Origin of the sequence: Mucilaginibacter sp. SG538B (assembly GCF_013376065.1) — a bacterium.
GTDB lineage: Bacteria > Bacteroidota > Bacteroidia > Sphingobacteriales > Sphingobacteriaceae > Mucilaginibacter > Mucilaginibacter rubeus.
The window spans coordinates 87,025-105,823 of sequence record NZ_JABMJI010000004.1; the positions used below are offsets into that span (position 1 = coordinate 87,025).

Sequence of the window (18,799 nt, forward strand, 5' to 3'; positions counted from 1 at the left end):
TTTGTAAAAGAGATTTCCTCGCAGGCTGTGAACTCAGGTTGCCATTGATGTAAGAATGAAAATAACTTAAGCAAACAGTAGTACAACTAAACTAATCTCCTATCTCCAACCTCTAATCACTAAAGCTGCTTCACCACCCTTTTTAGCACCAATAAATTTTGACCATTAAGGCTATAGCCACTGATGTTGTTTTGATAGAGGTTCACCAGTTTATCGTAGTATAATACCACAACCGGCGATTGCTCCATCATCAGATTATCCATCTGGCGGTAGATGGCAAAGCGTTTTTCATCATCTTTTACCTGGTAGGTTTGCTCAAAAAGTTCATCGAACCTTTTATTGTTGAACCCGGTATAATTGGGGCCGAAGGGAATTTTATTTTTGGAGTAAAAAACTGAAAGGTAGTTTTCGGCATCAGGGTAATCGGCTATCCAGGAGCCGTAAAAAAAGTTGATGCCATTTTTGGAGATCAGTTCGCGCAGGCTGGCGCCCTGGGTTATCTCCACATTTGTTTTTATACCAATGCGTTCCAACTGGCCTTGTACATACTCAATTAAACTGCGGTAACCAACGGTGGTAGCCAGGGTAATTTCGGGCATGTTTTTACCATTGGGATAACCGGCGTCTCGGAGCAGGCAGCGCGCTTTTTCAGGATCGTAAGTGTAGCCTTTTACGCCCGTGCCGTTAAAGCCTGGCATGCCTTCGGGCACAAAACCTCCGTAGCCCGGTGTACCCATACTGTTGCGGAGGTATTTGATCATCTTTTCGCGGTCGATGGCGTAGTTGATGGCCTGCCTGATCTTGAGTATTTTTAAAGGGGATTTTTTTACAATGGGCAAAGTGGTATCCACCAGCATGCCCAGGTAAATGGTGTTCAGGTAAGGAGCGGTATTGAGTATAAATTTACCTTTATATTTTTGCGTTACCTTGCCTGCTTTGGTGAGGATGTCATCGCGATAGCTGCCGTCGATATCATTCAAAAAATCGATATTCTTTTTTACAAACTCCAGAAACGAAGTCTGCTTATCAGCAATAAAGGTAGAACGGATGGCATCCAGGTAGGGGAGGCGGTTGCCTTTTTCGTCTTTTTCCCAGTAATGCTCGTTTTTTAAAAACACCAGTACTTCGCCTTCTTTCCAGTATTTAAACCTGAAGGGGCCGGTACCTACCGGGTGGCTCCTGAAGTCCTTGCCATAAAACTCAACCACTTCTTTGGGTACTACAGAACAATATTGTGCCGTGAGTAAGCTTAAAAAGGGAGCGAAAGGCTGCTTAAGCCTGATCTGGAAAGTACTGTCATTAGGTGCCATGAAGGCGCTTTTGCCCTTTACCTTATCACTGAAGATCCATGAGCCGGATGAAGCAACTTTAGGATCGATCAAACGACCGAAGCTATAGGCAAAATCTGAGGCCACTGCCTTTCGACCTGTACCGTTTGCAAAATGAGGATCGTCATGAAAATATACATCATTACGCAGATGGAAGGTATATAATAAACCATCAGCTGATGTTTCCCAGCTTTTAGCAATACAGGGAATGGTTTTTAAACTATCGTTGATCTGTACCAGGCCGTTATAAAGCTGGTTGTCCATCCAAATGGTATAATGATTACGGCAAAAGGCAGGATCAAGCGAGGTAAGGCCTTCTTCCAGATTGATATTAAAAACGGTTTTGTGCTGATCGGGAGAAGTATCCGTATGGCAGGAACAAAGCTGAATGGAGAATAATACAAAAAGGTAAGTGATCAGCTTATTCATTTAAGCTAATATATCAATTATCATGATAGTAGGAAATCAGTGAGCTGATTATTACTTAAGAATGAAATAGCATAAATGCGGTTTACGATTGATTACTTTTATTATCTTCGATAAGATATTACCTGAATCTAAATGATCACAAAGGAAGATCTACAGCATAAATATCAACAGTTGCCGACAGAGAGATTAATGCAGATAATTGACAATAGGTCCAATTATACGGAGCTCGCCGTTGAAGTTGCTATTGCCGAATTTACCAGCAGAAATGTGCCGGAAGAAGAAATAAGAGACTATCGGTTAAAACAAATAGGTAACTTACATTCCGCTATAGAAAAGACCACCGTTCATCAGCTTAATTTTTTTCAAAAGCTTCTATTCTTCTTTTTGTTTATTCCATTGTTAAATTTCGCGTTCAAAATGAATTATAAATCTGATGGATTTTCCTTGAAATTAAGACAGTCAAATTATTATTCCTTGATTGGTTTTTTATCGCTGATGCTCTCAACTATAACATTAGTAGCTTACGACTGGGATATTGCCGATTCAACCGTTTTAGGTATCTGGATGATTTTTTTTATTCCTGCTTACCTGCTCGATGATTTTTTCAATAAAAGGATACTCGTTGAAAGAACAAAAAAGAGCTTAATTGAAAATGGCTTTGAATTAGAGGAAGAGTAGTAATAAATTAAAATAGAAAAGTAAAACCACTTCCTTTTGATGGCTTTTTCATTTCTTCAAACTTTTCAATTTCCTGATTGAGCAAAAAAGAGTACTCACTTGCCATGAATTTACGAAATACTTCAATGTTTTCCTGTTGACGGGTATCAATTAATGCCTGAATATAAGCCGCTTTATTTTCGCTTCGCACAATTGCCAGGGGCAGATTATAATAAGCCTGTATGTAGTTCATTAACAACCTGGAAGCTCTGCCATTGCCATCATAATAAGGATGTATGCTAACAAGATTAAAATGGGCATCAAAGGAAAGATTCAACTGTTCAGCAACAGATAAGGGGGAGCTGATGGATTCATTGAGCTTTTTTACCAGGTCATTTGTCAAACGTTCTACTTTATCAAAATTGGGGAAATAGGAGATACCTGCAGTGACGTTGCCTTTCCGAAAGGCTCCGGTTCGGGAATCCACAGTACCCAGTATAGTATTGTATACTTTGCCGGTATTCTTCATCACCAAAGCATTGATTTCCTGCAAAAGAGATACTGACAATGCTCTTTTTGCTTTTGCATTTTCAATTGTAAAAAGGAGGGCCGCGTGATGATCTGTTACCATAAGGCTTTCTTCCAATGGTTTGCCATTGGGCGTGCGCCCTTCGTTGATCAGCACTTGTGTTTCAACCTCTGTCAATGTCGAGCCTTCAATCCGGGTAGAATGATGATCAATAGAGATCAGGTTAAACCGGTCATGGTCAATCACATCAACTATGCCAAGATCGTTGTATTTCTCTATCAGGTTAACTATTTCCATCGTTTCAACAACGCGAAAATACTTATAAGTTTTTATATGTACTTATTCATTAGCCCGTCGAAACTTGTTACGCATCGATACCGGTCAATCCCTTATAAAAATGTTTGGCATAACCTGCTATCAGCACATCGTGATCATTTCCGTTAATAATACGGCGGGCGTTGATCCAGTCGGCATGGTTGGCGTCAAAATATTTGCCTAAGCCAACGCCGGTAAACATGCCTTTTGTCATACCTTCAATCATAATGTTGGCAGCTACATCAGGTTGAAGCGCCAATTCGGGATGGTTGAGCAGGTCGAGGTGTAAATGCTTGCCCATGGCCTCATAGTTCTCGTACCAGGTTAACTGTACAAAACCTCGGCCATAATAAAGCTGATCGGGCGTTGTATAAGGAACACGGTGACCAGGCCCCCCGCCCATTTTAAATTTTTCGCCATAGGGATGACCTTTACCCTTGCCAAACTCATTTATCGGCTGCATAGTGCCTGCGCATTCATGGTAAACGGTGCCTAATATGTAGGCTACCTTACGCTGATCGGTAACGCCGGCATCTGCTGCGGCCTTTAAAATGGCTTCGATACCATCAATCTGGCTTTGTGAAATGTGGCCTTTAAATACAGACGCACGGATGGTGTCATAAAATTCTTTTGTACCTGGCATGATAATGAAATTTAGGTATTAGTAATAAAATTAATTGCTGTAAACGGATGTTTCAGATTAAAAGGGTATGGAAGACTTAGGTAAATATAAATATTCACGTTTGGAATACCAAGGCTGATATTCAAATAGTTGGGCAGGTATTTTCAAGCCAATTCCAGGCATTGGTTGAAAAGGCCTAAAAAAGGAATAAGTTTATAAAGCAAATTTTAAAGTGCCCGATTTATTATGCGGGCACTTTAAATTAAAACCGCTCTTTTAAAAACTTGCCGGTGTAGCTGTCTTTTTGTTTTAATAGGTCTTCAGGAACGCCCTCAAATACTACTTTACCACCGCGGTCGCCGCCTTCCGGGCCAATATCGATAACCCAGTCGGCACATTTGATCACATCCATGTTATGCTCAATAACAATGATGGTATTGCCATGATCAAGCAGGGCATCAAATGATTTCAGCAGTTTTTTAATATCGGCAAAATGCAGGCCGGTAGTAGGCTCATCAAAAATAAATAGCGTTTTATTGGTGTTGTTGCCTTTTACCAGGAACGATGCCAGCTTGATTCGCTGCGCCTCGCCACCCGATAGGGTATTGGATGACTGGCCTAACTGAACATAGCCCAAACCAACGTCAACTAATGGCTTTATCTTGGCAATAATTTTAGGCTCTTTGGCAAAAAACTCGACAGCCTCGTCAATGGTCATGTTCAGGATCTCCGATACGTTTTTTTCTTTGTATTGGATATCTAAAATATGCTGCTTAAAGCGATGTCCCCCGCAGGTTTCGCAGGTAAGAAAGATATCTGCCATAAATTGCATCTCTATCTTAACTTCACCTTCACCCTGGCAAACATCGCAGCGGCCGCCTTCAACGTTAAATGAAAATGCGGAGGGTTTTAGCCCGGCGGCTTTTGCTGCCGGCTGAGCGGCGTACAGGTTGCGGATCTCATCCCAGGCCTTAACATAAGTAACCGGGTTTGAGCGCGATGAACGGCCTATCGGGTTTTGGTCAACCAGTTCAACCTGTTCAATTTTGCTGTAATCGCCATCAATAGCATCATATGAGCCTGTTTGTTCACCCGAATAATTGCCCAATGCCTTTTGAACAGCGGGGGCAAGGATCCGTTTTACCAAACTTGTTTTGCCCGAGCCGGATACGCCGGTAACAACAGTAAGCACGCCTAACGGAAATTTGGCGGTAACGTGTTTCAGGTTGTTTTCGCGCGCGCCCTTTATTTCAATAAAATCGTGCCATTTGCGGCGGCTTGCGGGGATAGCTATTTCTTCCCTGCCGCTCAGGTATTTGCCGGTAAGGCTTTTGTCGTCTTTTATAATTTCGTTATAAGTACCGGTAAAAATCAGCTCTCCGCCATGGGTACCGGCCTCCGGGCCAATATCAATAATGTGATCGGCAGCTTTCATGATCTCTTCCTCATGCTCAACAACCAATACGGTGTTGCCCACATCGCGGAGGGATTTTAATACGCTGATCAGCCTTTGGGTATCACGCGGGTGCAAACCGATGCTTGGCTCATCCAAAACATACACGGAACCTACCAGGCTGCTGCCCAATGACGTAGCGAGGTTGATGCGCTGCGACTCACCGCCTGATAATGTATTTGATAAACGATTGAGCGTTAAATAGCTCAAGCCCACATCATTTAAAAAGCCAAGGCGGTTGGTTATTTCCATCAGCAAGCGTTTGCCGATTTTGGCATCCGTTTCACTGAGTTCAAGCGATTTAAAAAATTCAAAGGTTTTATCCAGCGGCATCAGTACCACATCGGTTATCGACTTTTCATTGATCTTTACGTAGGAGGCATCCATTCGTAAACGGCTGCCCTTACATTCCGGGCAAGTAGTTTTACCCCTGTATCGCGATAGCAAAACACGGTATTGGATCTTATACGTTTGTTCTTCCATTTCCTTGAAAAACTCATTAAGGCCGCGGAAAAACTTATTGCCGGTCCAGAGCAGACGCTGCTCTTTTTCGGTTAGCTGATTGTATTGACGGTGGATAGGGAAGTCGAACTTTAAGGCATGTCTTACCAGTGCATCGTTCCATTCGCGCATTTTTTCGCCGCGCCAGGGTGCAATGGCTCCCTCATAAATGGATTTGCTTTTATCTGGAATAACCAGGTCTTCATCAATACCGATCACCTTGCCGTAACCTTCGCATTTTTTACAAGCGCCATACGGATTATTAAAGCTGAAGAAGTTTGGCGTAGGCTCTTCAAACTTCAATCCGTCTAACTCAAAACGATCGCAAAAAAAGCGCTCATGCTCGGTATCGTTGTCAGGTTCCTGGAAGCGAACAAAACAATCGCCCTTGCCTTCAAAAAAGGCAGTCTGTATGGAGTCGCCTAAGCGGCTAATAGTTTCGTCTTCCTCATTTTTGGTAACGCGGTCAACAACTATGCGTACTACAATTTGCTCATCAATTTCGGTAGTTTCTGCGGCGGCTTTTTTTGTCTTTGTTTTTTTGATCTCGACTATTGGTTCAGCCGCCATTAAAGGAACGTTCTCTACTGTTTCATCCTCTAATAAAGATTCGATACGCGAAAGTTTGCCATTGTATTCAACGCGAACAAAACCTTTTTGCATTAATACGGCAAGCTCCTCTTTAAGGCTCCGGTTATTGTGCGGGTGCAATGGAGCAAGAATGGTTACCTGGGTTTCGTTAGGCAATGAAAGCACAAAGTTAACCACATCGGTCACTGAGTCTTTTTTTACGATATTGCCTGATATGGGCGATATCGTTTTACCGATACGTGAAAAAAGCAGTTTTAAATAATCGTAGATCTCGGTTGATGTACCAACGGTTGAACGTGGGTTTGAGGTAATTACCTTTTGCTCAATAGCTATAGCCGGTGCAATGCCTTTAATATAATCAACATCGGGCTTGTTCATACGGCCCAAAAACTGGCGGGCGTATGATGAAAGGCTTTCCACATAGCGGCGCTGACCTTCGGCGTACAAAGTATCGAAAGCGAGCGATGATTTGCCCGAGCCCGACATGCCGGTAACTACCACCAGTTTATTTTTGGGAATAGCCACATCAAGGTTTTTAAGGTTGTGCACCCTTGCGCCTTTTATAATAATATGCTTTTGCGGATCTTTTGCTGCTTCTTTACTCATTCTATTGAATTAGTTCATAGTTGATGGTTGATGGATCATAGTAGTACGCTTTGCAGGTTAGTGGCAAAATTTATACCATGAACCATGATCTATTAACCATGAACTTTTTGCGAATGCAAAAATCCTAAAATATTTAGCAGAATCCAAATGAGTTTTGATTGTTTATTGGATTAAACTGCATGAAATATTGGAGTTTACAGTTTGCTGACTTTTTAAAACTTAATGTTGTTTTAACAACTACTTTTTAAAAAATTTATTTTGGCGAATGATTAAACCTTCGGTATTAAAAATAAGTCTAATGGAAGTGCGCCAAATAAATGATGGTTTTATAAGTAATTATACCGATTAATAGTAAAGTAGGACGCGAAAAAAAAAATTTTATTTGTTTTTTTACCAATAATTTGTTTTATTTGAGCGAACAAATCTTTAACCCCTAAGGAGCACGCTATAGAATATACTTTACTTTAAAAGGTTTTAACTAAAAATTAAGTTTTAAGTAGTACTTTCTATGGATTTTCAATTGAAGAGTGATCAGGATCTAATCCATCTATATGTAGCCGGCGACGAAGCCGGTTTAGTAGAATTGATAAGGCGTTACCAATCAAAAATATATACTTCTATTTACTTGCTGGTAAAAGACGAATATCTTGCCGAAGATATTTTTCAGGATGCATTTATAAAGGTGATTAACACCCTTAAAGCCGGTAAATATAATGAAGAAGGTAAATTTTTGCCCTGGGTAACCCGTATCGCACATAACCTGGTGATTGATCATTTTCGCCGTGAAAAACGTGCGCCTATGATCAGCAATGGCGATGATTTCGATATTTTTGAAGTGCTTGGTAATTATGACGAAAGTACCGAGGACAAGATGGTTAGGGATCAAACCCATAAGGATCTTAAAGCACTGATCCAACTGCTTCCATCCGAACAAAAGGAGGTGCTCATTATGCGCCACTTTGGCGATATGAGTTTTAAAGAGATTGCCGATATTACTGATGTTAGTATCAATACCGCCCTTGGCCGTATGCGTTATGCCCTTAATAACCTCCGTAAAATGATGCAGAGCAAAGAGCTTAGCCTGAAAAATTAGTTTTTCAGTATAAGAGTTGAGCGATAACAGGTTAGGATATTATTGTTTAGGTTAAACCGGATAATAATATTCTAACCTTATTTTTTGTATAAAATTCTGATATTGTTTCATTAGTTGCTGATATAAAGTTATTTACTGTTGCAATAACGTAATTCATAGCTTCCGGCAGCTAATTTCTTTAAATAAAAATTTCATTTAATTTTCATTTAACAAAATATTATCTTTAAGCCACCGTTATAAACCATATAAAAATTATAGTAAAATAAGCTTATGGATGAAACCTTTACAAAAACGTTAAATGCATTAGCTAACGAAGCTGAAATGAACAGGAATGCACAAGAAAATCTGGACGCCGACGAAGTGATTTTTTACAATTCAATTCGTGCTGACTTGGACCTGCTGATCAGGAAACCCAAAGTGCAGACCATACACCAGATCCTGGATTATTCAAAAAGCTTACGTTAGTATTTATTGCGGATTCCCCCACTGGTTCATAGATCATGATTGTTGAAAAGGTTACCGATGCGAATCGAAAAACCAAAACCCAATAAGTGATTTATGAACCTTTCTATTTTAAGATGGCTTATGGTTGATGGATCATAGTTCATGGTTTTTTATTGTTGTGAATATCTATACTTTTGGACAGGATCGCCATTGCGTTAAGCTGGGTGCTTGAGCCATGATCCATGAACTATCAACCATGAACTAAAAATGTTAAAAGCCGAACGCTATCGCCATTTTGTTGATTATTTCTCTAAAAACCAGCCTAACCCGGTTACTGAGCTGCACTACAATAACCCATTTCAGCTATTGGTGGCCGTTATACTATCGGCACAGTGTACTGATAAACGGATTAACCAGGTAACGCCGGCACTGTTTGAGCGTTTTCCTACTCCGCAAGCCCTGGCTGCCGCAACATCCGACGAAGTTTTTGCATATATCCGGTCTGTAAGTTATCCTAATAATAAAGCCAAACATTTGGTAGGCATGGGCAAAATGCTCATGGAAGTTTTTAACGGCGAAATACCTTCCGGGATAGAAAATCTGCAAAAATTACCAGGTGTAGGCCGCAAAACAGCCAATGTGATCGCTTCGGTTATTTTTGAAGAACCGGCCATGGCTGTTGATACGCATGTTTTTAGGGTGGCCAACCGCATTGGCTTAACCAATAATGCCCGTACTCCGTTGGCGGTTGAAAGGCAACTGGTCCAAAATATTCCTAAAGAATATATAGGTGTTGCACATCACTGGCTTATATTGCATGGGCGGTATATTTGTTTGGCGCGCAGCCCTAAATGCGATATTTGTCCGCTTACGTGGTTTTGCCGCTATTATGAGCGCAATAATACAGAAGCCGCGCTGCAAAGGCTTGAAGCTGCAAAACTTAAGAAGGCCAAAGAAGCTAAAAAGAAAAAGGCCCTTAATATTATAGGTAAGGAGTTGAAGAAGAGAAGTGTGGATAATTAGTTGACTAAGTGAATGGCTGACTTAGTGAGTAGTTATTATATTTACTTAATACATTCCAATCAACCACTCGCAAAAAAATAAATTACTAAAAAAATTAGTAATTTTAAAAAATGTAATTATATTTGTTGAAGAAATTAATACGATGGCTAACATAGATAAAAATAGCGCTGATAAATTGAAGGCATTACAGCTTACATTAGATAAGCTGGAAAAATCATACGGTAAAGGTACCATCATGAAATTGGGCGAATCCGTAGTTGAACAAACTGAAGTTATATCAACCGGCTCATTAGGGCTTGATATTGCTTTGGGAGTTAACGGTTTGCCTAAAGGAAGGATCATTGAGATCTACGGACCTGAATCATCAGGTAAAACAACTTTGGCTATCCATGCCATTGCCGAATCGCAAAAGAACGGTGGTATTGCCGCCTTTATTGATGCGGAGCACGCTTTCGATCGTTTTTATGCCAAGAAATTAGGTGTGGATGTTGAAAACCTGCTGATCTCCCAGCCTGATAATGGTGAACAGGCACTGGAAATTGCCGATAACCTGATCCGTTCGGGCGCTATTGATATTTTGGTTATCGACTCTGTTGCGGCGTTGGTTCCTAAAGCCGAGATAGAAGGCGAAATGGGCGATTCAAAGATGGGCCTGCATGCACGTTTAATGTCACAGGCATTACGTAAGCTAACCGGCACTATCAGCAAAACAGGATGCTGCTGTATCTTTATTAACCAGCTGCGCGATAAGATCGGTGTTATGTTTGGCAACCCTGAGACTACAACCGGTGGTAACGCGTTGAAGTTCTACGCTTCGGTACGTTTGGATGTACGCCGCATTTCGCAGATTAAAGACACCGATGAGGTTTCCGGTAACCGCGTAAAGGTTAAGATTGTTAAGAATAAAGTTGCCCCTCCGTTCCGTGTTGCCGAGTTTGATATCATGTTTGGCGAAGGTATTTCAAAGGCCGGTGAGATCATTGACCTGGGTGTTGAATACAACATTATTAAAAAAGCAGGTTCATGGTTTAGTTATGGTGAAACCCGTTTAGGCCAGGGCCGTGATGCTGTTAAACAACTGATCCTTGATAACCCAGAGCTACAGGAAGAGTTGGAAAATAAGATCAAAGAAACAGTAACCGGCGAAAGCATGGAAGAAGTTTAATCGTGATTATACTATATACTAATCTTTAAAGTGATTTAATGAATATATAAGAAAGCCTCCTGTAAGGGGGCTTTTTTTGTAAAATATAAACAGCCGCGGGTTTAGCGCAGCGTAACCCGCGGCTGTACTATGTTAGCAATTGTTCCCGTTTTTCCGCAAAAAGAATATCTTTATCACCGCATAAACCGGAAAAAGCTATGGGATCATCAAAAGAGATTGTTACAAATATGTTTGCTTCAGGTGGTATTACCGTGAACGGCAATAACTCATGGGACTTACAGGTACACAATCCTAAATTGTATGATCGTGTGCTGGCAGGAGGGTCCCTGGGTTTTGGGGAAGCCTACATGGAAGGCTGGTGGGATTGTGAAGCGCTTGACGAATTCTTTTTCCGCGTCCAGTATCACCGGGTTGATAAAATGATCCCGCGCGACTTAAATACGCTTAAATACTTTCTCAAGGCAAAATTTAGTAATCAGCAAACCAAATCAAAAGCTAAAGAGGTTGCACATAAGCATTATGATATTGGTAACGACCTTTTTGAGTTGATGCTTGATAAGCGGATGATATACTCCTGTGCCTATTGGGAAATTGCACAAACATTGGATGAGGCCCAGGAAGCTAAGCTTGATCTGATTTGCCGCAAACTAAAATTGGAACCCGGCATGAGCTTGCTTGATATAGGCTGCGGATGGGGCGGTCTTCTTCAATATGCAGCCGAAAAGTATGGCGTAAAAGGAATAGGTGTAACCCTTTCAGAAGAGCAGGCCATTATTGCAAAGGAGATTAACAAAGGTTTACCTGTGGAGATCAGGGTGCAGGATTATCGCGATGTACACGAAAAATTCGACAGGATAGTTTCTGTGGGGATGCTTGAACATGTTGGCTACCGTAATTATCGCATCTTTATGGAAAGGGTAAACGAAAATTTAGCAGATGACGGTATTTGCCTGCTTCATACCATAGGCGGTAATTACTCAACTAAAGTTACCGATCCCTGGATTGCGAAATACATATTTCCGAATGGGATGCTGCCATCTGCAGCACAGCTCTCAACGGCCTGGCAGGGCCTATTTATTTTGGAGGATTGGCATAACTTCGGCGTATATTACGACCGAACCTGTATGGAATGGCGTAAAAACTTTGAGCAAAGCTGGCCGCAGCTTAGCGTTAAATATGGTGATACCTTTTACCGCATGTGGCGCTACTATCTTAGTGCAAGCGCTGCATCCTTCCGCTCAAGAAAAAACCATTTATGGCATATTGTTTTAACCAAACCAAAGCATCTGGGATTGTACAAATCAATAAGATAAGCCCCTTCTTTTTCATTATCAAATAAATGACGTAAAAGTACGTATTCAATAAACGTGTTTTTACTTAATTGAAAATCAAGTATTTGGATTTACTTTATTGTATTTTAGGAAATTTCCCAAATACATACAATATGTTGCCATCACGTTTGAACAGGCCCCTGTATTTTTACAGGAAGCTTATCCCTGCTGTTTTAATCTCATTAATGCTGTGCAGTTGTTACACGGCCCGTGTCGAAACAAAGGCGCAGGCTGGGTCAGAGGTATCGCACCAAAATGTAAACTTCTTTTTTTGGGGGGCTATCCAAAGCCCCAAGCGAATCGTTACTCCTATATGTGATTCCCTTGGCTCCAATGGTATGGCCGAAGTTACGGTGAAGAATAATTTCGGTTATTCCTTGCTTACTGTTGTAACCTTAGGTATCTGGAGCCCTGCAAGGGTAGAGTGGAAATGCGGTAAACCTTGCGCCAAAGATGGCGTAATCAAATAAGCGGCTATGAAAGTTATTAAAACAGGAGTCAGCAGTTGGGAAAACCGGCACGAAACTTTTACCGAGCAAATTAAAGATCTGTATGAATTAGGCAACGAAGACAATCTTGATGCCCTTGAAGGTTATAATGACGCTACCAAAGGGCTTCAAAACCTGATTAAAGAAGCTATTGAGACCGGTACCCCATTACGATCATTAGGCGCAGGCTGGTCGTGGACAAAAATAGCAACGGTTAAAGATGGTGTAATGCTGGATACAAAACCCCTTAACACCAGGTTTACTGTTGCCGATACAGCCGTAAACCCTGCTTACACTGGCAACAAAGACCACCTGCTTTTTGCACAAAGTGGCAACGGTATTTGGGAACTCGGCGCATTTTTGAAAAACAGGGGCTTGTCACTTAAAACTTCCGGTGCCAGTAATGGGCAAACTATAGCTGGTGCAGTGAGTACAGGAACTCACGGCTCGGCGTTTGATTTTGGTGCCACGCCAGATTTTGTAGTAGGGCTCCATATTGTAGTAAGTCCTGACAGGCATATCTGGCTGGAAAGGGCGTCGGCTCCTGTTGTGGCGCAACGGTTTATGGATCTGTTGCAAACCGAGCTGGTACAGGATGATGAACTTTTTAATGCCGCATTGGTAAGTTTTGGGAGCTTCGGTATTATCCACGGCGTACTAATGGAAACAGAACCCCTGTTTTTGTTAGAAACTTATGTGCAACGGTTACCTTATGATGCCGAACTTCAGGGTATGATGGCAACACTTGATTTCAGCGATACCGATAAGCTGCCATGTAGTAACGAGCGCCCGTGTCATTTTTCGGTGCTGCTTAATCCGTACGATCTGGACAAAGGGGCATTTGTAACTACTATGTATAAGCGCCCGTATCGTACCAACTACCAGCCGCCCGTTGATAACGCGGCGGGGATCGGTCCGGGAGATGATGCTGCCAGTTTTATAGGTACTATTACTGATGCTGTGCCCGCTTTGGTTCCGGTTGTAGTTACCAAGGTGTTAAATACCAGCATGACAACTAATACTGATCCTCATTTTGGTACCCTGGGCGAAATTTTTAGTAATACCACTTTACGAGGGAAATTGCTAAGTGCTGCAATTGGCTTCCCTGCGGAGCTCTCACCCAAAGTGGCCGATCTGATGCTGACGATCAATAAAGATATCGGGCCATTCAGTGGTGTATTTTCATTCAGGTTTGTTAAGCAGACCAAAGCCACATTGGGCTTTACCCGGTTTGAACATACCTGCATTATGGAGTTGGATGCACCGCTATCAGACAAAGCTTATAACTTTTATACCCAGGTTTGGCTGATGCTTGAGCATGAAAATATCCCCTTTACATTTCATTGGGGCAAAGCCAACGAAATTACCCCACAACGCATCCAAAGAATGTACGGCGATGCAGCCACCCGGTGGATCAACGCCCGGAAAACCCTGCTCAATGCCGACTGCCAGAAAGTTTTTACCAATCAAATTACGCAGCAATGGGGGCTGGCCTGAAATATGTAAATCCGGCGACGGCAGTAATATACTGTCTGCTCTTTGTATGTTGCTTCGCGGTGAAGTTGAAAGCTCAAACCACTGGGCAGGTCATCGATGAGATAAAAGCGATAGACAATAAAGTAACCAATTGGCCTAATAGTAACGGACAGGGAATGTTGATCTCCAACAAGGCGATGAACATTTTCCTGTCAAATAAAGTGAGTTCTTATCTCTCGGGTAACGAAGATCTTTCCCTCTATAAAAACTATGTTAATATCAATGCCGCCGAAGGGACGATCAGCATCAATCACAATTTTCACCAGCCCATTGATAGTGATGATTGGGTAAGGTCATTTGTAGTAGCAGGGGCGAGGGTAAATATTGCCAACGCATATTCGGCAAAAAGTGCTAATAGGTATTATGATAATCAGCTTGGCTTTACCATTCAAAAAACATGGATGGGGAAACCTGTCACCCACTATACAGCAAACGGCGATTTTAAAAAGCAAATGGATGCTGCGCGGGCATTGATGGTAAATACGATCGCTCAAAGTATCAACAAAAAAGCTGAAGAGTTTGAGCAATCTCTTAATGTTTTGAAACAGGAGGAGATACCTGGACAGGATCTAACAGAGGTTAAAAGCAAACTCCGGAAAACTTTTTACGCCTCCCTCCGGGCTGATTATCTCCAACAATTTTCTGAACAGCAATCAGAGCGATTGGTGAATACAGGTAATTATGACCTCATAACCGATAACTGGACAAGCCTGGGCGTTTATATCCCGGTTATCCCACAAAAATTTATGGTAAGCAATGATGTTAATGCACAGGTTAACAAACATTATAACTACCCGCTCGAATTATTTATTAGTCATACCCGTTTTTGGGAAAGCCCTAAAATGGGCCGGTTCTTTTTAACCTTTGCCGGTAAAGGCTTTGTGAATAATGCGGTACACAGCGGTTCGCTATTCAGTGCTGATGTAACCGGAGCGCAGGGAATAGATGGAACAAATACGGTCACCATTAATAATGGCGACCGGTACATAGGCCAATATAAAAACTTTATAACACCCCTCGCGGCAGGTAAGTTGGTGTATATCCCCGGAACCTCACATGTTGGTATTAGCTTCCGCATCGAAAAAAACTGGGGGACTTATAAGGCGCTCAATTCCATCATCGGCATCCCCATTGTTTTGATAGATAAAAAAGGCGTGCCTGCCATAAATTTTGAAGCACAACTTTTGCTTCAGAACATGAATAACTCCTTAAAAAACACCCGACTGCCTTACAATAAAACAGCAATCGGGTTAACTGTGGGGATTCCGTTTAGCAAAATAGTTTATTAAACCAACTTGCCCATCTCCTCCAAAACCGCTCTTTTCAAAGCCATGATATAACCGGTATGCAAACCATCATGAAATGGCAAAAAGCGGATTGCTTCTTCTATATTGCTCAGGGTAACACCATAACGGGTCGTCATCGGTTGGTAGTTTGAGAAAATACCCATTTGGTAATCTTCCTCCATTTTATCAATGGTTGAAATAAGCAACTCTTTGACTTGGGCTATGTCATGAGCATTAATAAAGCTCTGCGGCTTTGTTTCGGGACGGTAGGGGGTATAGTATTTATCATCAACCACAATAGGTACGCCTGCGCGCGTATAGCAAATACCTTGCTGACCCGAAATAATGTGCGCCAGGTTCCAGATCAGGTTGTTATTAAAACCTGCGGGGATGTGGTTAAGTTGTTCGGGGCTAAGATCTTTAACAACGTTTAACAACATCAGGCGCGGTTTTTTGATAACCTCAAATTCTTGTTTCATTTTATATTGGATGGGTTAAGGCTTTCCAGCTGCGCTAAATTATGAAGATTGTGGTATGTTTTTCGTCAAATTATCACATCGCTGCTGCCAACGTTTTATGGCTTATATCTTTTATCATACCTTTGCCCAGTCATTTACTCATCCATTTTAATGCAGGATACCTCTTTAAATAGCGCGCCGGTAAAATATAACAAGCCAATAATTTATTTTTTACTGTTGTGGGCTTTGCTAAATGCCGTACAGGCATTTACCCTGGAGATCCATGCGGATGAGGCCTACTATTGGGTTTATTCCCGTTTTTTAGACTGGGGGTATTATGACCATCCGCCTATGGTGGCCGTTTTTATTAAAGCAGGTTACAGCCTCATACATAATGAATTTGGAGCGAGGCTTTTTACGGTGATCAGTACTACGGCGTCGCTGTATCTTATGTGGCTGATGCTAAAGCGCTACAGAGTAGATGCCATCAACTTTATACTGGTGGTTTCGGGCATCTTTGTATTCCATATTTATGGTTTTACCACCACACCTGATGCCCCTTTGCTGTTTTTCACGGTGCTGTTCCTGTATTTTTATCAGCAATATATTGAACAGGACAGCTTAAAACTGGCCACTATATTGGGCGTGGTGATAGCCTGCCTGCTGTATAGCAAGTACCATGGCATTTTGTTGGTTGCTTTCACGCTTGTATCTAATATAAAATTGCTTAAGCGAGGGTCTTTTTACGGAATTGTGCTGCTGGCGCTTGCTTTGTATACACCGCATATCCTGTGGCAGGTGAACCACGATTATCCGTCAATAAGCTATCACCTTAGCGAGCGTTCGGCCGATGATTACCAATTGGATAATACCTATTTATATCCATTGGGGCAGTTGATAATGGCCGGGCCGCTGATTGGCTGGTTCCTTTTTTATAAAGGGTTTACAACTAAGATACAAGATGTTTTCACCCGAACCTTGCTCGTAAACAGCATAGGCATTTTAGCATTCTTTTTTCTTACCTCCTTTAAAGGTGAGGTACAACTCCATTGGACGCTTATCACTTACGTACCGCTAAGCATGCTGGTGCTTATCAGTTTTGCTAAGCCGGGAGGCAAACCTGTTTGGTTTAACCGTTTGGCGGTGATCAACGTCAGCCTGATTTTGCTTGTTCGTATCTGTATTATCTGGGGGCCTCCGTTCTTGCTAAAGATTGATGCCATGAAAAGCTTTTTCGGCTTTAAGGATTGGGCGCATCAGATCAAACAAAAGGCAGGCAATAATTATGTGATATTTTATGAAGGTTTTCAGGACCCGTCCAAATATAATTTTTATAATAATACAACTCATGGACTGGCCTATGATTCGCGGCATTATCGCCGTACCCAGTATGATATCTGGCCTATAGAGGACAGCGTTCAGCATAAAAAAACTTATTATGTACTGGATGTTTGGTTGCCCGGTGTAACAACCGATTCCATTAACGTATTTGCCGGTAAATGGTATGGCGGTTGGGTGGATGACACACGCACCTATCAGCGGGTTGAATTTGAAACATTTGCTCCCAAAGAAGCTGTTAGCCCGGGGCAAAAAATAGATTTCGACCTTACGGTTAAAAATCCTTATCCATTCGCCATTGATTTCAGTAATAAAAATCAAAAGCACCCTGTATTTTTTGAAGCCTGTTTCTTTAAAAAGACTGATCAGATCACGAATCAAAAGGCAGATGATTCATTCCATAACATTGCCCTAAAGCCGGGCGGAAGCACTCATTTTAAATTTAATGTAACAGCACCGGAGCAGCCTGGCAGATATCAACTCATTTTTTCATTGCGTACCGAACCATTTTTTGGCGGACGTAACAGTAAGAGCATCAACATTACAGTAAAATAATAAATCGACTATGTTTAAACGGATATACCTTTTTGTCTTTTTTTCGATCATAACCACTACTGCTGCCCTTGCACAGGGTAGCCTTGATATCCATTTTAACGGCTTAGGTTTTATGGATAACCGGGAGTACAAAGATTTTGTTGCCCGCTCACGCACCTATTCGGGCGTGCGTACCGCGCTTGACCTGGGTTTGAATATCGACAGCGTGAACCACTTTATTGTAGGGGTTAACGGCATTCATGAGTTTGGTGCAAAACCATACTTTTTAAAAGTTAACCCCGTTGCCTATTACAGCTTTACCGGTAAAAACTGGCTGTTCAATGCCGGTGCTTTCCCGCGCGAAGGTTTGCTGGACGATTATCCACGGGCTCTACTGAACGATACTTTGCGCTACTACCGCCCCAATGTTGAGGGTTTGCTTACGCGTTTTCATAATGCCCACTTTACCGAAACTGCCTGGATTGATTGGGTAAGCCGCCAAACCGTTACCGATCGTGAACAGTTCCTGTTCGGCTTTTCGGGCAAATATCGGCCAAGCTTAACAGGCCCCTTTTATGTATCGCACTATTTTTTGCTGATGCATGATGCAGGGGCCGAGGTGCTTTTACCAAACGACCATATCCAGGACAATGGCGGCGGACAAATAAGATTAGGTTTAGACTTAAGTCATAAAACCATTTTAGATTCGTTATCTATTGAGGCAGGCGGCATGATGTCGTTTGAGCGGGTTAGGGGTGTTGATGGTTTTCATAAACCTGCCGGCTTTGTAGCCAATGCCTATTTAAGCTGGAAACGTTTTGCCTTGTTTGATGAATTTTACAAAGGCCAGGGCAGCCATATTATTTATGGTGATGCCTTTTTTGAAAAGAAGACCTACAACCGGCTTGATATTATTTACACGCCGTTTTTATACAAGCGTGTAAAAGGGCAATTTATATTAAGCCTGCACCAAACACCGGGCTACAGCAGCAACCAGGAAGCCTTCAGGGTAACGGTTGACCTGGGCCGACAAACTTTGGTAAGGTTTAAAGATTAGTGAAGTTATGTGTAG

Annotated in this window: 16 protein-coding genes; 11 read left to right on the top strand and 5 right to left on the bottom strand. The window is 41.9% G+C overall.

The genetic code is table 11. The annotated features are described in order from the left end of the window. Positions 1-119: 119 nt before the first annotated feature. Positions 120-1,757 carry an ABC transporter substrate-binding protein gene (locus FHW88_RS21330; RefSeq protein ID WP_176627846.1) on the bottom strand — a complete coding sequence of 546 codons (1,638 nt, stop codon included), beginning with the start codon at positions 1,755-1,757 and terminating at the stop codon, positions 120-122. A gap of 132 nt (positions 1,758-1,889) precedes the next feature. Between FHW88_RS21330 and FHW88_RS21335 the strand changes: the two genes are divergently transcribed. After that, complete coding sequence (locus FHW88_RS21335; RefSeq protein ID WP_176627847.1) at positions 1,890-2,435, top strand: hypothetical protein; 546 nt, start codon at positions 1,890-1,892, stop codon at positions 2,433-2,435. Between the two features lie 7 nt (positions 2,436-2,442). Here the strand turns inward: FHW88_RS21335 and FHW88_RS21340 are convergent, their stop codons facing one another. The 3 genes from FHW88_RS21340 to uvrA form a co-directional block, all read right to left on the bottom strand. Then, on the bottom strand, positions 2,443-3,240 hold the full coding sequence (locus FHW88_RS21340; RefSeq protein ID WP_176627848.1) for a Fic family protein: 798 nt from the start codon (positions 3,238-3,240) through the stop codon (positions 2,443-2,445). A gap of 67 nt (positions 3,241-3,307) precedes the next feature. After that, the gene (locus tag FHW88_RS21345; RefSeq protein WP_176627849.1) at positions 3,308-3,901 is read right to left on the bottom strand and encodes a glycoside hydrolase family 19 protein; all 594 of its coding nucleotides are present in this window, start codon (positions 3,899-3,901) and stop codon (positions 3,308-3,310) included. Positions 3,902-4,142: 241 nt separating this feature from the next. Continuing rightward, positions 4,143-7,031 (bottom strand): excinuclease ABC subunit UvrA, encoded by a 2,889-nt coding sequence (gene uvrA / locus FHW88_RS21350; protein ID WP_176627850.1) that lies wholly within the window; start codon positions 7,029-7,031, stop codon positions 4,143-4,145. Positions 7,032-7,539: 508 nt separating this feature from the next. Between uvrA and FHW88_RS21355 the strand changes: the two genes are divergently transcribed. From FHW88_RS21355 to FHW88_RS21390, 8 genes are all read left to right on the top strand, one after another. Next, positions 7,540-8,124, top strand: coding sequence for an RNA polymerase sigma factor (locus FHW88_RS21355; protein WP_090534404.1), 585 nt, complete (start codon positions 7,540-7,542; stop codon positions 8,122-8,124). 270 nt (positions 8,125-8,394) lie between these two features. Then, the gene (locus FHW88_RS21360) at positions 8,395-8,589 is read left to right on the top strand and encodes a hypothetical protein (RefSeq protein ID WP_090534406.1); all 195 of its coding nucleotides are present in this window, start codon (positions 8,395-8,397) and stop codon (positions 8,587-8,589) included. Positions 8,590-8,835: 246 nt separating this feature from the next. After that, complete coding sequence (gene nth / locus FHW88_RS21365) at positions 8,836-9,591, top strand: endonuclease III (RefSeq protein WP_176627851.1); 756 nt, start codon at positions 8,836-8,838, stop codon at positions 9,589-9,591. Positions 9,592-9,733: 142 nt separating this feature from the next. Then, the gene (gene recA, locus FHW88_RS21370) at positions 9,734-10,756 is read left to right on the top strand and encodes a recombinase RecA (protein WP_090534412.1); all 1,023 of its coding nucleotides are present in this window, start codon (positions 9,734-9,736) and stop codon (positions 10,754-10,756) included. Positions 10,757-10,953: 197 nt separating this feature from the next. Next, on the top strand, positions 10,954-12,069 hold the full coding sequence (gene cfa, locus FHW88_RS21375; RefSeq protein ID WP_176627852.1) for a cyclopropane fatty acyl phospholipid synthase: 1,116 nt from the start codon (positions 10,954-10,956) through the stop codon (positions 12,067-12,069). A gap of 131 nt (positions 12,070-12,200) precedes the next feature. After that, positions 12,201-12,557: a Bor/Iss family lipoprotein gene (locus FHW88_RS21380; RefSeq protein ID WP_090534416.1), complete on the top strand. Its 357-nt coding sequence runs from the start codon at positions 12,201-12,203 to the stop codon at positions 12,555-12,557. A gap of 6 nt (positions 12,558-12,563) precedes the next feature. Further along, positions 12,564-14,072, top strand: a complete 1,509-nt coding sequence (locus tag FHW88_RS21385) for an FAD-binding protein (protein ID WP_090534417.1) — start codon at positions 12,564-12,566, stop codon at positions 14,070-14,072. Then, positions 14,057-15,400 (top strand): hypothetical protein, encoded by a 1,344-nt coding sequence (locus tag FHW88_RS21390; RefSeq protein WP_176627853.1) that lies wholly within the window; start codon positions 14,057-14,059, stop codon positions 15,398-15,400. Before FHW88_RS21385 ends, FHW88_RS21390 begins: the two co-directional genes overlap by 16 nt. Here FHW88_RS21390 and FHW88_RS21395 read toward each other — a convergent pair. Then, a complete protein-coding gene (locus FHW88_RS21395; RefSeq protein ID WP_176627854.1) occupies positions 15,397-15,876 on the bottom strand; it encodes a DinB family protein in 480 nt (159 codons plus the stop codon). The two genes, FHW88_RS21390 and FHW88_RS21395, sit on opposite strands and share 4 nt — an antisense overlap. A 150-nt stretch (positions 15,877-16,026) precedes the next feature. Here FHW88_RS21395 and FHW88_RS21400 point away from each other — a divergent pair, with 150 nt between their 5' ends. Together FHW88_RS21400 and FHW88_RS21405 are read left to right on the top strand one after the other, a co-directional pair. Next, positions 16,027-17,748 (top strand): ArnT family glycosyltransferase, encoded by a 1,722-nt coding sequence (locus tag FHW88_RS21400; RefSeq protein WP_090534423.1) that lies wholly within the window; start codon positions 16,027-16,029, stop codon positions 17,746-17,748. Positions 17,749-17,758: 10 nt separating this feature from the next. After that, the gene (locus FHW88_RS21405; protein WP_090534425.1) at positions 17,759-18,784 is read left to right on the top strand and encodes a hypothetical protein; all 1,026 of its coding nucleotides are present in this window, start codon (positions 17,759-17,761) and stop codon (positions 18,782-18,784) included. The last annotated feature ends 15 nt before the right edge of the window (positions 18,785-18,799 follow it).

Excerpts from the sequence above, each read along its gene's own strand:
- FHW88_RS21330 (WP_176627846.1), bottom strand. The coding sequence starts at position 1,757 with ATGAATAAGCTGATCACTTACCTTTTTGTATTATTCTCCATTCAGCTT.
- FHW88_RS21335 (WP_176627847.1), top strand. The coding sequence starts at position 1,890 with ATGATCACAAAGGAAGATCTACAGCATAAATATCAACAGTTGCCGACA.
- FHW88_RS21340 (WP_176627848.1), bottom strand. The coding sequence starts at position 3,240 with ATGGAAATAGTTAACCTGATAGAGAAATACAACGATCTTGGCATAGTT.
- FHW88_RS21345 (WP_176627849.1), bottom strand. The coding sequence starts at position 3,901 with ATGCCAGGTACAAAAGAATTTTATGACACCATCCGTGCGTCTGTATTT.
- uvrA (WP_176627850.1), bottom strand. The coding sequence starts at position 7,031 with ATGAGTAAAGAAGCAGCAAAAGATCCGCAAAAGCATATTATTATAAAA.
- FHW88_RS21355 (WP_090534404.1), top strand. The coding sequence starts at position 7,540 with ATGGATTTTCAATTGAAGAGTGATCAGGATCTAATCCATCTATATGTA.
- FHW88_RS21360 (WP_090534406.1), top strand. The coding sequence starts at position 8,395 with ATGGATGAAACCTTTACAAAAACGTTAAATGCATTAGCTAACGAAGCT.
- nth (WP_176627851.1), top strand. The coding sequence starts at position 8,836 with ATGTTAAAAGCCGAACGCTATCGCCATTTTGTTGATTATTTCTCTAAA.
- recA (WP_090534412.1), top strand. The coding sequence starts at position 9,734 with ATGGCTAACATAGATAAAAATAGCGCTGATAAATTGAAGGCATTACAG.
- cfa (WP_176627852.1), top strand. The coding sequence starts at position 10,954 with ATGGGATCATCAAAAGAGATTGTTACAAATATGTTTGCTTCAGGTGGT.
- FHW88_RS21380 (WP_090534416.1), top strand. The coding sequence starts at position 12,201 with ATGTTGCCATCACGTTTGAACAGGCCCCTGTATTTTTACAGGAAGCTT.
- FHW88_RS21385 (WP_090534417.1), top strand. The coding sequence starts at position 12,564 with ATGAAAGTTATTAAAACAGGAGTCAGCAGTTGGGAAAACCGGCACGAA.
- FHW88_RS21390 (WP_176627853.1), top strand. The coding sequence starts at position 14,057 with ATGGGGGCTGGCCTGAAATATGTAAATCCGGCGACGGCAGTAATATAC.
- FHW88_RS21395 (WP_176627854.1), bottom strand. The coding sequence starts at position 15,876 with ATGAAACAAGAATTTGAGGTTATCAAAAAACCGCGCCTGATGTTGTTA.
- FHW88_RS21400 (WP_090534423.1), top strand. The coding sequence starts at position 16,027 with ATGCAGGATACCTCTTTAAATAGCGCGCCGGTAAAATATAACAAGCCA.
- FHW88_RS21405 (WP_090534425.1), top strand. The coding sequence starts at position 17,759 with ATGTTTAAACGGATATACCTTTTTGTCTTTTTTTCGATCATAACCACT.